Origin of the sequence: Anderseniella sp. Alg231-50 (genome assembly GCF_900149695.1) — a bacterium.
Taxonomy (GTDB): domain Bacteria; phylum Pseudomonadota; class Alphaproteobacteria; order Rhizobiales; family Aestuariivirgaceae; genus Anderseniella.
Genome location: NZ_LT703004.1, coordinates 204,122 through 217,770 on the forward strand (window position 1 = coordinate 204,122; position 13,649 = coordinate 217,770).

Consider the following 13,649-nt stretch of genomic DNA (forward strand, 5'->3'; position numbering starts at 1 on the left):
GCACCGGTAGTTGAGAGGGCGCGACTCTTCTGTTTGGTGTAATTGGGTTGAGGTAACATGCAGTCTAACGTTTACGTCCTGCGTCCCGAATCCGGGACTTCGCCGACACTTGTCTCCGATAGCGAAAACACCGCGCGTGACGCAGGTGAGCACCTGCTGGCCATGCAGCAGGACGACGGCCACATCGTGTTCGAGCTGGAAGCCGACGCAACCATTCCGGCAGAATACATTTTCCTCAATCATTTTCTTGATATGCGCGAGCCGGAGCTTGAAGTTGAACTGGGCGAGTATATGCGTTCGCTGCAGTCAAAAACCCATGGCGGCTGGCCGCTGTTTCACGAAGGCGGCTTCAATATCTCGGCCTCGGTCAAGGCGTATTTCGCTCTGAAGCTGCTGGGCGACGACAAAGACGCGCCGCACATGATCAAGGCTCGCAATGCAATTCTGGCCCACGGGGGTGCAGAAAAATCAAACGTGTTCTGTCGGTATTCTCTGGCTCTGTTCGGACAGATTCCGTGGCGCGGGGTTCCCGCCATGCCGGTTGAGCTTATGCTGATGCCGAAATGGTTTCCGGCAAACATCTGGAAGTTTGCCTACTGGTCACGCACGGTGATTGCACCACTGACCATACTGGCTGCGCTCAAGCCAATAGCCCGCAACCCGATGAAAGCATCGTGCCGGGAGATATTCTGCGAGCCGCCGGAAGACATCAAGGTGTGGAATTTCAATCATACCGGCAGCCGCTGGGGTGAATTCTTCCTGCATATCGACAAGCTGCTTCATCCGGCGGAAAAGCACATTTTCCCGCGCATGAAGTTCCGCAAGTGGGCCATTCAAAGATCTCTCGACTTCATCAAGCCACGGCTGAATGGAGATGACGGTCTTGGCGCAATCTTCCCGGCTATGGCGAACACGGCCATGGCCTATGATGCACTCGGCTACAGCCCCGACCATGAGGACTTTGTGACGGCACTCAGTGCATGCCGCAAAATGGTGACTGAAAACCGCCAGGTACGTGGTGACAAGCCGCGTTATGTGCAGCCGTGCGTATCTCCGATCTGGGATACGTCGCTTGCCGCCCATGGCCTGCTGGAGGCAGGTGTTGCGCCGGACGATGAACGCATCATCGCCATGTGCGACTGGCTGCGCGATCTTCAGATTCTGGACGTCAAAGGCGACTGGGCAATCAATGCACCCGACCTGGAACCGGGTGGCTGGGCATTTCAGTACCGCAACGATCATTACCCTGATGTGGACGATACAGCCGTTGTCGGCATGTTGTTGCACCGCGTCGATCCTGATCGATATGCAGAAAGCATTCGCCGCGCCGTTGTGTGGATCGAAGGCATGCAGAGCAAGAACGGCGGATGGGGTGCATTCGACATCGACAACAATGCCGATTTCCTGAACACCATTCCGTTTGCCGACCATGGCGCATTGCTTGATCCGCCGACAGTGGATGTGACGGCACGCTGCCTGTCTTTCCTGGCTCAGGTCGGCTACGAGCGCGATCACTCCTGCATTCAGCGCGGCATGGCATTTGTGCGCATCGATCAGGAAGAAGACGGTTCATGGTTTGGCCGTTGGGGAACCAACTATATCTATGGCACGTGGTCGGCGCTGAACGCGCTGAACGCCGTCGGTGAAGACATGGACGCTCCTTATGTGCGCAAGGCCGTCGACTGGCTCATCGCGCAACAGCGTGACGACGGCGGCTGGGGCGAGGATGGTGCGACCTACTGGAAGGAACGCCGTGGCGAGGCCAAGGCGTCGACACCGTCACAGACAGCCTGGGCCATGCTGGGCCTGATGGCAGCCGGTGAAGTCACCCACACAAGCGTGGCCCGTGGCGCACAGTTCATCAATGAAGCCCCGCGCACAGGCGGCAAATGGGACGAACCCTGGTACACCGCCGTTGGTTTCCCGCGAGTGTTCTATTTACGTTATCACGGCTACTCATCCTATTTCCCGACCTGGGCAGTGGGACGCTACGCAAATTTGATGCGCGGCAACACGCGCAGGGTCGAATGGGGCATGTAAGCGTCACCGCATGAGCCGGTGAGACTGCTCCAAGACGGCGAAAACATCTTCATGCAATGCACAAGGCGGGTTGACGAAACCGCCTTACTGTTGCACTTGCTTTGCCTCAAATGGCGACGTCAGATCACATCAGACCCATCGGGCTCATAACGGCACTTGCGCAGGAGTACTCTGTCGTAAGTGGTGTTGCGGCTCCCGTAAGCGACAGACTGATTGCAGTGCAGTCAGGACTTGGCCGTGCGGCCGGGTTTCTGGCGGCGGCGGAACTTGGCCGCCAGGAGAAACAATTGTCGGGACTGGTCTCAATCGGGTTTTGCGGCGCGCTTGATACTGCCATTGCCACCGGCAGCGTCATCCTGCCGAGCGCGATTGTCACCGCCGACAATGAGCACTTCGACACAGATGCCGACTGGACATCAGTGGTTGCAGCCAAGATGGCCGGCATGCCGCTTGTCACCGAAAGAGCCATCTATTGCGCAACCGAAGTGATTGAAACACAGGCCGGCAAACAGGCGACGCGTACACAATGCGGCGCCTGCGCGGTAGACATGGAAAGCGCCGGGATCGCCCATGCCGCCACGCGTTTCAACATCCCCTTCATCGCGGTTCGAATCGTACTGGATGAAGAGGCGGACACCCTGCCCGAAGCCACGCGAGACGCCGTTCACTCCGACGGCAATCTCAATGTCGGCGGCCTGTTGCGCGGCCTGGTGTCACGACCACAGGATGTCGGCGGACTGATACGGCTTGCCGGCAAGTCCGGCAAGGCACAGAAACAGCTCAAGGCCGTGTGCGAGGCCCTGCTGCCGGATTTTGGCTTTACGAGATAGAGATACCAAAAAAGCCCGGCACATCACTGCATCGGGCTTCTGACTGTTTCTGGAGGCTCAACTCGGCAGAAGTTACTCCGCAGCAACTTTCGGCGCGTGAATGTCCTTCATGACTTTTGCAACGTGTTCTTCATGCAGGTCATAGTCAGCCTTGCGGGCATGGGTCAGATCGATTTCCGGCGCAAAGTCGCCATCCGTTTTCACACCGCGAATTGCAACCGCCAGCGCTTTCAGCGGGTTTGCCGTGGCATCAAGGGCAGCTGTTGGTTCAAAACCGCAATGAGCCATGCAGTTGGCGCACTTTTCATACCGCCCGGTGCCATACGCTTCCCAGTCGGTGGTTTCGATGAGCTCCTTGTATGTGGAAACGTATCCCTCGCCGAGCAGATAGCAGGGTTTCTGCCAGCCGAATACGTTGCGGGTCGGCATTCCCCAGGGCGTGCACATGTATTCCTGGTTGCCTGCAAGGAAGTCGAGGAACAGGGTCGAGTGAGACAGTTTCCACTTCCTGCCCTTGCCGTGCTTGAACACCTCACGGAACAATTGCTTGGTCTTGCGGCGCGACAGGAAGCTCTCCTGATCAGGCGCGCGCTCATACATGAACCCGGGTGAGATAGAGACGTTGACGCCCATCTCGGTGGTCATGTCGAGGAACTTGGCAATGTCTTCCGGCGCGTGACCGTCAAAGATGGTGGCATTGGCATTGACCTGGAAGCCCTTTGCCTGAGCCGCCTTGATGGCTGAAATGGCGCGGTCATAGACACCGGTCTGGCACACCGACTTGTCGTGATGATCCTTCAGACCGTCGAGATGCACAGAGAAGAACAAAAACGGTGACGGTTTGAACAGATGCAGCTTCTTCTCCAGAAGCAGCGCATTGGTGCACAGCGACACATATTTCTTGCGTGCCACAATGCCTTCGACGATTTCGCCGATTTCCTTGTGGATAAGCGGTTCGCCACCGGGAATCGCTACAATCGGCGCACCGCATTCATCAACCGCCTCCAGGCAGTCCTTGACCGACAGGCGCTTGTCGAGGATTGGCTTCGGGTAATCGATCTTGCCACAACCGGCACATGCCAGATTGCATTTGAACAATGGCTCAAGCATCAGCACCAGCGGATAATGCTTGTTGCCCTTGAGCTTCTGCTTCATCACATAGGCGCCGACGCGCGCTTGCTGCATTAACGGTACCGACACAGGTCTACCACCTTTTGTTGTTCAAACTTGAGAATGCCCCTGCTAACCAGAAGACATGTTCTTAATTATGACCTCACGATCAGGTCAAGGCTTTCCGGTCGTGGTGTGCTCTTTAGCCACTGCCTGTCCATTGCCTTTCGAGAATGCCCAGTGCATCAGTTGAGGCAAGACCACCAGCGTACAAATTAGCGTGACCAGGATGGCAATTGTAAGCATTTCCCCCATGCTCGACATGCCGCGATGACCGGACAGCCACAAGGTACCAAACGATCCGATTGTTGTCAGTGCCGAAATCAGGACCGCTCTTGGAGTGGACGTACCGGTTACATCGGTTGCCACGGTTTCCTCGCGCGCGCGCATCACATAGTGGATCGAAGAATCAACGCCCAGCCCCAGCAACAGCGGCAGCACGATAACATTGGCAAAGTTGAACGGCGAGTCGAGCATGACGGTGTAACCCACCATCAGGCATGCTGCCAGGACCAGCGGAGACAACACCAGCAGAACATAGCGCACGCGCCGGAATGCAGGCCATGCCAACAGCACGACCATGACCAGAGCCGCGAGCGTTGCCATTATCATGGCCCGCGCAACTGCATCCGCCGATCCCGCAATATCCACAGGTGAACCTGATACCAGCGGGTCCACCGACTGCAGAGCGGCCACGAACTCTTCCAGATTGCCAGAATCACGCATGTTTTTGGCAGGCACCACTTCAAGCCGCCATCTGCCGTCCGGCGCCACGAAGCGCTCGCGCAGAGTTGCCTGCAGAGCATCGACACTCACCGTATTGGTTGTCGCAAGACGATTGATGTCAGCCAGCATGTCCGGCAGTCCGACAAACAATTGCCGTTCCAGCTTTGCCGTCGCCTCACCGTCATCGTCCTTGTTGTTCTCGTCAAATGCCGCAATGGCGTCCTGCAGGCGTTTGGCCGACGCCTTCAAAGGTGAAGGGGCATCCTCGGCTTCGGACAGCGCTTTCATGTTTCTGGAAATGCTGGCAATCATCCGCCGGCGCACTTCATCGCCGACATCGGAGCCTGAGTTCACCACCCGCGGCATCACATCGCGCAGCGGGTTGAGCTCGGCCAGCTTGGCTGCCTGGTCGTCGGGCAGGAAGTCGGATATGGCATGTACTTTCTTGACCTCCGGCAGCGCGTTCAGCTTTGCGATCATCTCACGCGCCGGCTGCCCGGGCTCAACCAGAACCTGGCCCGCATAGATTTCGCCGGGCTGGTCATCAAGTATCTTCATGAACGCCTTGACGGTTGGCGCGGCCGGGTCCTTCAGGTTTATCGGGTCGCCGTCAAAACGGGCGTCTGTGAACGTGAACAGTGAAGCTGCTGCAACGGCCAGAATGACCAGCGTGGCGCCGGTGCGCAGCCAGGAAGTGCCGGAAGACTTGTTGCCGTTCACCGTCTCAAGACCGGCCATGTTGCGGGCAAATTTTTCCTGCTTGCCGGGCAGCAAGGTGAGGATGGCAGGCACCAGCGTAATGGATGCGACAAATGCGATGACCAGGCCGCCGGCAGCAATGACACCGAGTTGGGCCATGCCCACGAAGTCAGTTGGTGTGAAGGCCAAGAACGCAAGCGCAGTGGTGACGGTGCACAAGGCAAGGGCCGGACCGGTCTTGCGAACCGCGCTCACGGCGGCATCGGAGCCTGTTTCACCCTTTGCCCGGTGTTCGGCGAACCGCAATACGACGTGAACCGCATAATCAATGCCAAGGCCGATAAACAACACGGCAAAAGCAACCGATATCATGTTCAGGTAGCCGACACTCAAGGTCGCAAACCCGGCATTGATCAGGAAGCCCAGAACGATGAGACTTAGTGCCGGAACAACAAGAACCATCGCCGGCAAACCAAAGAACACGGTCAATGTCACCAGCGTGAACGATATGATGCCGGCAATAGCTGCGCCCTTGGTCACCGCTTCGAACTCTTCAGCGTTCAACGCCGCCTCGCCCGTCAATTGTACGGTTACCCTGCCGGCAGCATTGATAGCCGGATCAGCCATAAGTCTGCGTGCTTCAGCCATCGGCCGGGCTGCAGATTCAATCTCGGAAAAATCGAGTATCGGCTGGCTCAGCACGAACCAGCGCTTTTCCGTAAGCTTCGGTCCGTCGTCAGTTCCACCCAGCCCCGACCAGTCCAGCGGCACCGGCTGCCCGGAGATTTCGCCGTCAACCGTCCTGGCGATGGCATTCAGAAACACGTCAACGCCTTCCGGTGCCCTGCCCGCCTGGGTGTAAGCGGTAATCTCGTTCAAGACACCCGACAGGCCGGCCATGTTCGGCTGATCGGCCAGCGCATTGAAGGTTGGCGCAGACTCCTTGATCTGGTCTGCCACCTTTTTCACATCGTCTGTATCCGCGTAGAGGATACCGTAATCGTCGAAAAACGCTCCGACACCGGGCGCGACCACATGATGAAACAGGTCGGGCCTGGCCAGCAGGGCCTTTTCGACGCGTTCTGCGCCCTTGCGGCTCTCCTCGGGATCATCGCTTTCCACGATGAACAGGAAATTGTTTTCAACCGCCGGGAAGGTTTTCGAAAACTGCTTGTACTGCTGGCGGAAATCCAGGTTGCCGGAAATCATCAGGCCGGGGTCAGTGTCAACTTTCAGTCTGGTTGCAGCCAGGCCCGCACCAAGCACGGCCAAAATGACAAACACGGCAATCACGGCCCAGGCGTGACCGGTACATGCGCGCGCGATGTGCGCGAACGCCTCACCTGACCTCAGGGCCGCAACCGCACCTTTGTCTTCGATTCCCGTTGTATCTTCAGATGTTCCGGTCTCGCTCGCCAATGGTTCAGGACTGCCCGTTTGCAGGTCCTGTCCAGACTCCGGCTGAGCGGATACTTTTTTAGGTTTCTTTTTCGCAGCAGCCTTGCGAGCGGCTGGCTTGCGCGCCGTACGCTTGATGGTCGTCATGCGGTCGCCTTGGCCTTTTCGTCCGGGCGCGTCAGCGCATTCTTGGCAATGCGGGTCAGGCTCTCCCACGCAGGCCCGGGGAATTTATGCAGATCTGCCATTACCTGGTCGAAACCGGAAACAAACCAGTCAACGTCTGCCTCGTTGATGGTCAGCGGCGGAATGAGCTTGATCGTGGTCATGCGGTTTCCCGCGACCTGGGTAAGGATCGCGTGATCCTGCAGCAGCGGAATGGTCACCGCCTGGCAGAACAGGTCCTCGTTCAGACCGTTGACGGTTGCCCATGCCGTGCGCAGCTTGAGGGATTTCGGTTTGCCAAACTCAACCGCCAGCATCAAACCGCGCCAGCGCACGTCTTTCATGAACTCGTATTTCGGCACCAGAGCGGATAACCGCTCGCCCAGCAGGTCGCCCATGGCGGTGGCATTTGAGCACAGATCCTCTTCATCAAGGACGTTCATGGCAGCAAGGGCAGCAGCCATGGCAAAATTGGATTTGCCAAACGTCGACGAATGCACGACCGCCCGGTCGAGCGATGAAAAGACCTTGTTGAAAACGCTATCTTTCATCAGGACGGCACAAACGGGCACGTAGCCTCCCGACAGGGATTTCGACAGGATAACCAGGTCGGGTTCAACGCCATCCTCGTGCTGGATTGCCAGAAACTTTCCGGTCCGCCCGATACCGGTCTGCACTTCGTCGACAACAAAAAGCGTACCGTATTTCCTGCACAGCCTGCCGGCACCGGCCAGATAGCCGTCAGGCGGGATGTTAACGCCCTTGCCCTGAATCGGTTCAACAAAAAACGCCGCGACATCACGCTTTGCAAGCACTTCCTCCAAAGCATCCAGATCCCCGAACGGGACCTTGTCGGTGCCCAGCAGTTCACCGAACTTTTCGCGGAACACTTCACCGCCGTTCAAGGCAAGCGCACCTGATGTCAGGCCGTGAAAGGCGGAGCTGGCAAACACCAGCTTGTCGCGTCCGGTGGCCCGGCGCACGAACTTGATGGCCGTCTCATTGCCTTCGGCGCCGGTTGAACAGAAGTAGACCTTGTCCAGCCCGTAGCCGCAGCGCTGTTTCAGCTGCTGCGCGACAAGTCCACACAGGATCGGCGTTTCCATCTGCACCAGGGAGCAAAAGTCCGCATCCATGAAGTCCTTCATCACCTGCCGGATGTCCGGATGATTCCGCCCCATATTGAAGGCGCCGTATCCGGCCAGCATGTCCAGGTACTTGCGGCCCTTGCTGTCCCACATATAGGCGCCGGATGCCGTGACATAGTTTTTGTCAAAGCCAATTATTTTCAATGCCTTGGCAAAGCGTGGATTGACGTGATCGGCATACAGCGCGTTGTTTGCGCCCGTGTTTTCTTCGACAATTTTCTTGATATCGAGAGGCATTTTGCCGTGTCTCCACGCCGGAATTTGTGAACCCTGCACGTCTTTTACACACAGTCGCTGCTTAACCCCATGCGACCTAGGGTCCAAAGCCCAGGTTAAAGTCTTACAAGACAGGTGTAATCCGGTTTCAGTTGAAAGGCGTAATCACAGGCAGCACTATCGTCTTGATATATTCATAATTGTTATATATCAGTTTGATATACTGCTTCGCGCCGCCACGTTAATGAAATGGGATATCGTCATATGAATGTGCGCACATTGTGTCTGGGCATCCTCGCATTCGAAGAGGCGTCGGGCTATGAAATCAAAAAGGCCGTTGAAGATGGAATGTTCTCACATTTCATTGAGGCGAGTTATGGCTCGATATACCCTGCCCTGACCCAGATGCTGGCGGATGGACTGGTCAGCGTGCGCGAACAGGCGCAGGAGGGCAAGCCGCTTAAAAAGGCCTATTCCATCACCGAGGCCGGCCGGAAAGCACTTAAGAATTCGCTGCATGAGTTGCCGCAACAGGACAAATTCAAATCGGAATTTCTGTTCCAGGCCCTGTTTCGTGACCAGGTTGATCCGAAACATCTGGAGGCCGTGTTCAACGGGCAAATGGAGTTTCTGTATGACGAACTTGCCACCATTGAAGAGTGCCGCCAGTCACTGGAACCCGGCTCCGGTCACGCGTTTGTAAACGGATACGGGCACGCGGTGGTATCAGCCGCCATCCAGTACATGGAAGCATCACGCAGCTCACTTGGCCTACCGCAAAAGCCAATATCGAGTGACGCTGCCGAATAACGGTCAATTTTTGAGAAACGGTTCAGGTAACAATGTCAAAATCATATTTATGGTCGGCGATTTTCGCCTTAGCGATCATTGGATGGTTTGGTTCAGGCTATGTCTTGCCCGCCATCGGCGATGGCGACAAAACAGCGGCCGGGCAGAAGCAGAAAGAGGAAGCGAAAGCAGCCAAACTGGCCAAACTGTTCCTCGTCGGCGTCAGGGAAAGCAAAGCCGTTGAACGTGTCAACGTGTTTCCGGTGCGCGGCATCACCGAGGCTTCGCGGAAAGTGGAAGTACGTGCGCGCACCAACGGTATCGTCGAGAAGCAGTCATTCGACGACGGTGACAAGGTCCAGGCCGGTGACCTGCTTTGCCAACTGGATACCGGTGCCCGCAAGGCCCAGATGGCGCGTGCCAAGGCGGCATTGGCGAGCGCAAAGCGCGATCTTGATGCAACGACCAAGCTGGCCAGCAGCAACTTTGCCGCCAAGGCCAAGGTGGCGTCCGACAAGGCCGCAATGGAACTGGCTCAGGCAGAACTTGCCCAGATCGAACTGGACATGAAGTGGACCCAGATACGGTCTCCGATCGTGGGCGTCCTGCGGGGCAAACCTGCCCAGTCCGGCAACTATCTGCAATCGGGTTCAATGTGCGCCACTGTACACGTCATGGACCCCCTGATCGTTGCGGCACAGGTGCCGGAACGGTTGTTGCCGAATGTGACAGAGGGCATGCAGGCCGGTGCCAAGCTGGTAACCGGCGAGATTATCGAAGGCAAGATAACGTCTATTGCGATGGCATCGGATCGGGAGACCCGGACATTCCGGGTTGAGCTTGAAGTCGCCAATACCGGTGAAAAGCTGCGCGAGGGCATTACCAGCGAGTTGTACATCAACCTGCCCAAGGTTGTGGCCCACAAGCTTTCCGCTTCCGCATTGACGCTTTCCGACGACGGCAAGCTCGGCGTACGCATAGTGGTGGACGGAAACAAGGTGAAGTTCGCGCCAATCGAGATCGTGTCGCAGGAGACGGACGGGGTCTGGGTGACAGGGCTTCCCGAAACCGCAATGCTGATTGTTGCTGGACAAGACTTTGTCGTCGACGGCCAGACGGTTGAAGTCGAAATCACCGCAGCGGAGGCCAGCTGATGAATTCCGCGCTTGCCGCCATACTGTCGCGTCCGCGTGCCGTACTGTCCATGTTGATCGTCATGCTCCTGGCCGGCGTCTGGAGTTTCGTGGAAATTCCGAAAGAGGCCGATCCGGACATTCAAATCCCGGTCGTCTATATTTCAGTGCCGCTGCCCGGCATCAGCCCGGAAGACTCTGAACGCCTGCTCGTCAAACCGGTGGAGGAGAAGCTGCGCGGCCTGGACGGCGTCAAGGAAATGACCGGCATTGCGTCTGAAAGCCATGGCGGCATCCTGGTGCAGTTTGAAACCGAGGTCGACATCGACCAGGCTATTCTCGACGTGCGCGAGAAGGTCGACCTGGCAAAGTCGGAACTGCCGACTGACGCTGAAGAACCAACCATCAACGAAATCAACTTCTCGCTGCAGCCTACCATCATTGTTTCACTGTCCGGCACTGTTCCGGAGCGCACTCTGTTCAAGCACGCGCGCGAACTGCAGGATGCGATTGAAGGCATCAACACCGTGCTGGAAGCCAAGCTCTCCGGCCAGCGTGAAGAGCTTCTCGAAATTGTCGTGGATCCGGTGAAGCTGGAAGCCTACGGCGTTACGCAGCAGGAATTGCTCAATTCGGCCAGCCTGAACAACCGGCTGGTTGCCGCCGGTGCCGTCAATTCACCGGCCGGAAAATTCAACGTCAAAATACCGGGCCTGTTTGAGAATGCGTCCGATATCTTCAACCTGGTTGTAAAGTCGTCCAACGGCACCACGGTCACCCTCGGCGAGGTGGCGCAGATCAAGCGTACCTTCAAGGATCGTGATCGTTATGCGGAGTTCAACGGCAAACCGACCATCGCCATTGAAGTTGTCAAACGCCTCGGGTCGAACATTCTGGTCAACAACAATGAGGTCAAGCGCGTTATCGCGGAGGTGACTTCGAAATGGCCCGATGCCATCAGGGTCGAGACCACGCTGGATCAGTCCCGTCTCATTGCCGACATACTGGGGTCGCTGTCCTCGTCGATTTTCCTCGCCATCCTGCTGGTGATGACCCTGGTTGTGGCCGCACTCGGACTGCGGTCCGGTCTTATGGTCGGGCTCGCCATTCCGACCTCGTTCATGATCGGCTTCCTGTTCTTCGGCTTCCTGGGATATACGGTCAACATCATGCTGATGTTCGGGCTTGTCCTGACCGTCGGCATGCTGGTGGACGGCGCGATTGTGATGATCGAGTACGCTGACCGCAAGATGGCGGAAGGCCTGCCGAAGCAAAAAGCCTACATTGCGGCTGCCCAGCGCATGTTCTGGCCGATTGTGTCGTCAACTGCGACAACACTGGCCGCGTTCCTGCCCATGCTGTTGTGGCCCGGCGTTGCCGGCGAATTCATGGGCTACCTGCCGCTGACTGTTATTGTTGTGCTGAGCGCATCACTGATAACCGCGATGATTTTCCTGCCGGCCGTGGGCACAATTTTCGGCAAGGCCGGCACAACCGACAAGGACAGTGCAGCCCGGTTGGCGGGAGACGGCGAAGGTGATCTTCTGACCATGCCCGGCATGACCGGGAAATACATCCGGTTCCTGAACGGCGCCATGAAGCACCCGGCCAAGGTCATGGTAGTCATCCTGCTCGCCATGGGCGGGATTATCGGGGCTTATGCCGCCAAACCAACCGGGGTGGAGTTTTTCGTGGAGACCGAGCCGGAAGTCGCAATCGTCTATGTCCGGGCGCGCGGCAACCTGTCGAACGACCAGAAGCTGACTATTGTCCGCAAGGCCTACAACAAACTCACCGGTCATCCGGCGATCGACAACCTGACCACTTATGCTGGCACCGAGACTGGCGGCAACAGTGGCCTTGGCGCATCACAGGACGTGCCTCCCGATGTGGTGGGCCAGGTGCAGATAGAACTGAAACCTGTCGGCCAGCGAGATGACTGGGTAACCGTCAAGAAGCAGTTCACCGAGGCCGTGCAGGGTATTCCCGGGACCATCATAGAGGTCCGCGAGCTGGCGGGAGGCCCGCAAACCGGCAAGGACATACGGTTGCAGATTCAGTCGGACAACCGCGATGACGCCACCGAGGCCGTTCGCAGGGTGCGGGCCTACATGGAAAACACCATGACCGGGCTCATCGACATCGATGACGACCTCCCCCTGCCCGGCTACGAGGTGCAACTCAAGGTCGACCGCGAAGAAGCCGGCCGCTTTGGTGCGTCGGTTGCCGCTGCCGGCTCTCTTGTGCAACTGATCACCAACGGAGCGCTGATCGGCACCTACCGGCCCGATGACAGCCGCGACGAGCTGGATATCCGGGTACGGCTTCCCGAAGATCAGCGTTCGCTGGCAAGCCTTGATACACTGAAACTGCAAACACCGGGCGGACAGCAGCCCTTGTCCAACTTCGTGACCCGCGAAATCAAGCAGCAGGTGAATACGCTTTACCGGTTCAATTCCAAGCCGTCCCTGTTCGTCAAGGCCAATGCCGGAGCCGGCGTACTGGCCAATGACAAAATCAATGAGCTGGATACCTGGCTGAAGCAGCAAACCTGGAAAAACGGGGTGAGCTTCAAGTTCCGTGGTGCGGACGAAGATCAGCAGAAGTCGGCAGCGTTTCTGCAAAAGGCGCTGCTGGGCTCGCTGTTCATGATGTTCATGATCCTGGTGGTGCAGTTCAACTCATTCTACCACACGGCGCTGACCCTCTTGACCGTTATCATGTCCGCCGTCGGCGTGATCCTCGGCATGCTGGTTATGCGGCACTATTTTTCGATCATCATGACCGGCACCGGACTGGTCGCACTGGCCGGTGTGGTGGTGAACAACGCGATCGTGCTGATCGATACATATCAAAGCCTGCTGAAGCGCGGCATGAATGCGAAAGACGCGACTCTGCGTGCGGCGGCCCAGCGTATCAGGCCAATCCTGCTGACGACGGTTACCACCATTCTCGGCCTGTTGCCGCTGATGTTCCAGCTCAATGTGAATTTCCTCGAGCGTACGGTGACGATCGGTTCCATGACATCAGCCTGGTGGGTGCATATGTCCACCGCAATGGTGTTCGGGCTGGCCTTCTCAACGGTTCTCACACTGGTATTTGCCCCGGTCATGCTGTCAGCGCCGACAGTGTGGAAGGAAAGCTGGCAGCGACTGCGAAACAGGTTCCGCAAGGGCGATGCAGCAACGGCTGGCGCTGCCGAAACAGGGGCCGGGAAGAAGCGCAAACCGGCCAGCGATGTGCCGGAGGCATTCCCCCAGGCCGCAGAGTAATGACGCAACGCCAGACGGGTAGCTGAAGATCAATGCAGGCAGCCGGGCCTGACGGGAGACAGT

At 57.5% G+C, this 13,649-nt stretch carries 8 protein-coding genes; 5 read left to right on the forward strand and 3 right to left on the reverse strand.

Annotated elements, in window-relative coordinates:
- Positions 1-57: 57 nt before the first annotated feature.
- Both shc and DHN55_RS13560 read left to right on the forward strand, forming a co-directional pair.
- Positions 58-2,040, forward strand: a complete 1,983-nt coding sequence (gene shc / locus DHN55_RS13555; protein ID WP_108882026.1) for a squalene--hopene cyclase — start codon at positions 58-60, stop codon at positions 2,038-2,040.
- A 110-nt stretch (positions 2,041-2,150) separates the two neighbouring features.
- Positions 2,151-2,870: a phosphorylase family protein gene (locus DHN55_RS13560; protein ID WP_108882027.1), complete on the forward strand. Its 720-nt coding sequence runs from the start codon at positions 2,151-2,153 to the stop codon at positions 2,868-2,870.
- A gap of 72 nt (positions 2,871-2,942) precedes the next feature.
- Here DHN55_RS13560 and hpnH read toward each other — a convergent pair whose 3' ends face one another.
- From hpnH to DHN55_RS13575, 3 genes are all read right to left on the reverse strand, one after another.
- Entirely contained in the window at positions 2,943-4,070 is a 1,128-nt protein-coding gene (gene hpnH, locus DHN55_RS13565) for an adenosyl-hopene transferase HpnH (protein WP_108882028.1), read from the reverse strand.
- Between the two features lie 84 nt (positions 4,071-4,154).
- Positions 4,155-7,010: an MMPL family transporter gene (locus DHN55_RS13570; RefSeq protein WP_108882029.1), complete on the reverse strand. Its 2,856-nt coding sequence runs from the start codon at positions 7,008-7,010 to the stop codon at positions 4,155-4,157.
- Positions 7,007-8,413, reverse strand: coding sequence for an aminotransferase class III-fold pyridoxal phosphate-dependent enzyme (locus DHN55_RS13575; RefSeq protein WP_108882030.1), 1,407 nt, complete (start codon positions 8,411-8,413; stop codon positions 7,007-7,009). The genes DHN55_RS13570 and DHN55_RS13575 overlap by 4 nt, the downstream gene beginning before the upstream one ends.
- A 243-nt stretch (positions 8,414-8,656) precedes the next feature.
- Between DHN55_RS13575 and DHN55_RS13580 the strand changes: the two genes are divergently transcribed.
- The 3 genes from DHN55_RS13580 to DHN55_RS13590 are packed head-to-tail and all read left to right on the forward strand — an operon-like array spanning position 8,657 to position 13,586.
- Positions 8,657-9,202, forward strand: a complete 546-nt coding sequence (locus DHN55_RS13580) for a helix-turn-helix transcriptional regulator (protein ID WP_108882031.1) — start codon at positions 8,657-8,659, stop codon at positions 9,200-9,202.
- A gap of 32 nt (positions 9,203-9,234) precedes the next feature.
- Positions 9,235-10,335: an efflux RND transporter periplasmic adaptor subunit gene (locus DHN55_RS13585; RefSeq protein WP_108882032.1), complete on the forward strand. Its 1,101-nt coding sequence runs from the start codon at positions 9,235-9,237 to the stop codon at positions 10,333-10,335.
- Complete coding sequence (locus DHN55_RS13590) at positions 10,335-13,586, forward strand: efflux RND transporter permease subunit (RefSeq protein ID WP_108882033.1); 3,252 nt, start codon at positions 10,335-10,337, stop codon at positions 13,584-13,586. The genes DHN55_RS13585 and DHN55_RS13590 overlap by 1 nt, the downstream gene beginning before the upstream one ends.
- The last annotated feature ends 63 nt before the right edge of the window (positions 13,587-13,649 follow it).

Bases quoted from the DNA above. Each gene is read 5' to 3' on its own strand.
- DHN55_RS13580 (WP_108882031.1), top strand. From the start codon at position 8,657: ATGAATGTGCGCACATTGTGTCTGGGCATCCTCGCATTCGAAGAGGCG.
- DHN55_RS13560 (WP_108882027.1), top strand. From the start codon at position 2,151: ATGGCGACGTCAGATCACATCAGACCCATCGGGCTCATAACGGCACTT.
- DHN55_RS13590 (WP_108882033.1), top strand. From the start codon at position 10,335: ATGAATTCCGCGCTTGCCGCCATACTGTCGCGTCCGCGTGCCGTACTG.
- shc (WP_108882026.1), top strand. From the start codon at position 58: ATGCAGTCTAACGTTTACGTCCTGCGTCCCGAATCCGGGACTTCGCCG.
- DHN55_RS13570 (WP_108882029.1), bottom strand. From the start codon at position 7,010: ATGACGACCATCAAGCGTACGGCGCGCAAGCCAGCCGCTCGCAAGGCT.
- DHN55_RS13575 (WP_108882030.1), bottom strand. From the start codon at position 8,413: ATGCCTCTCGATATCAAGAAAATTGTCGAAGAAAACACGGGCGCAAAC.
- DHN55_RS13585 (WP_108882032.1), top strand. From the start codon at position 9,235: ATGTCAAAATCATATTTATGGTCGGCGATTTTCGCCTTAGCGATCATT.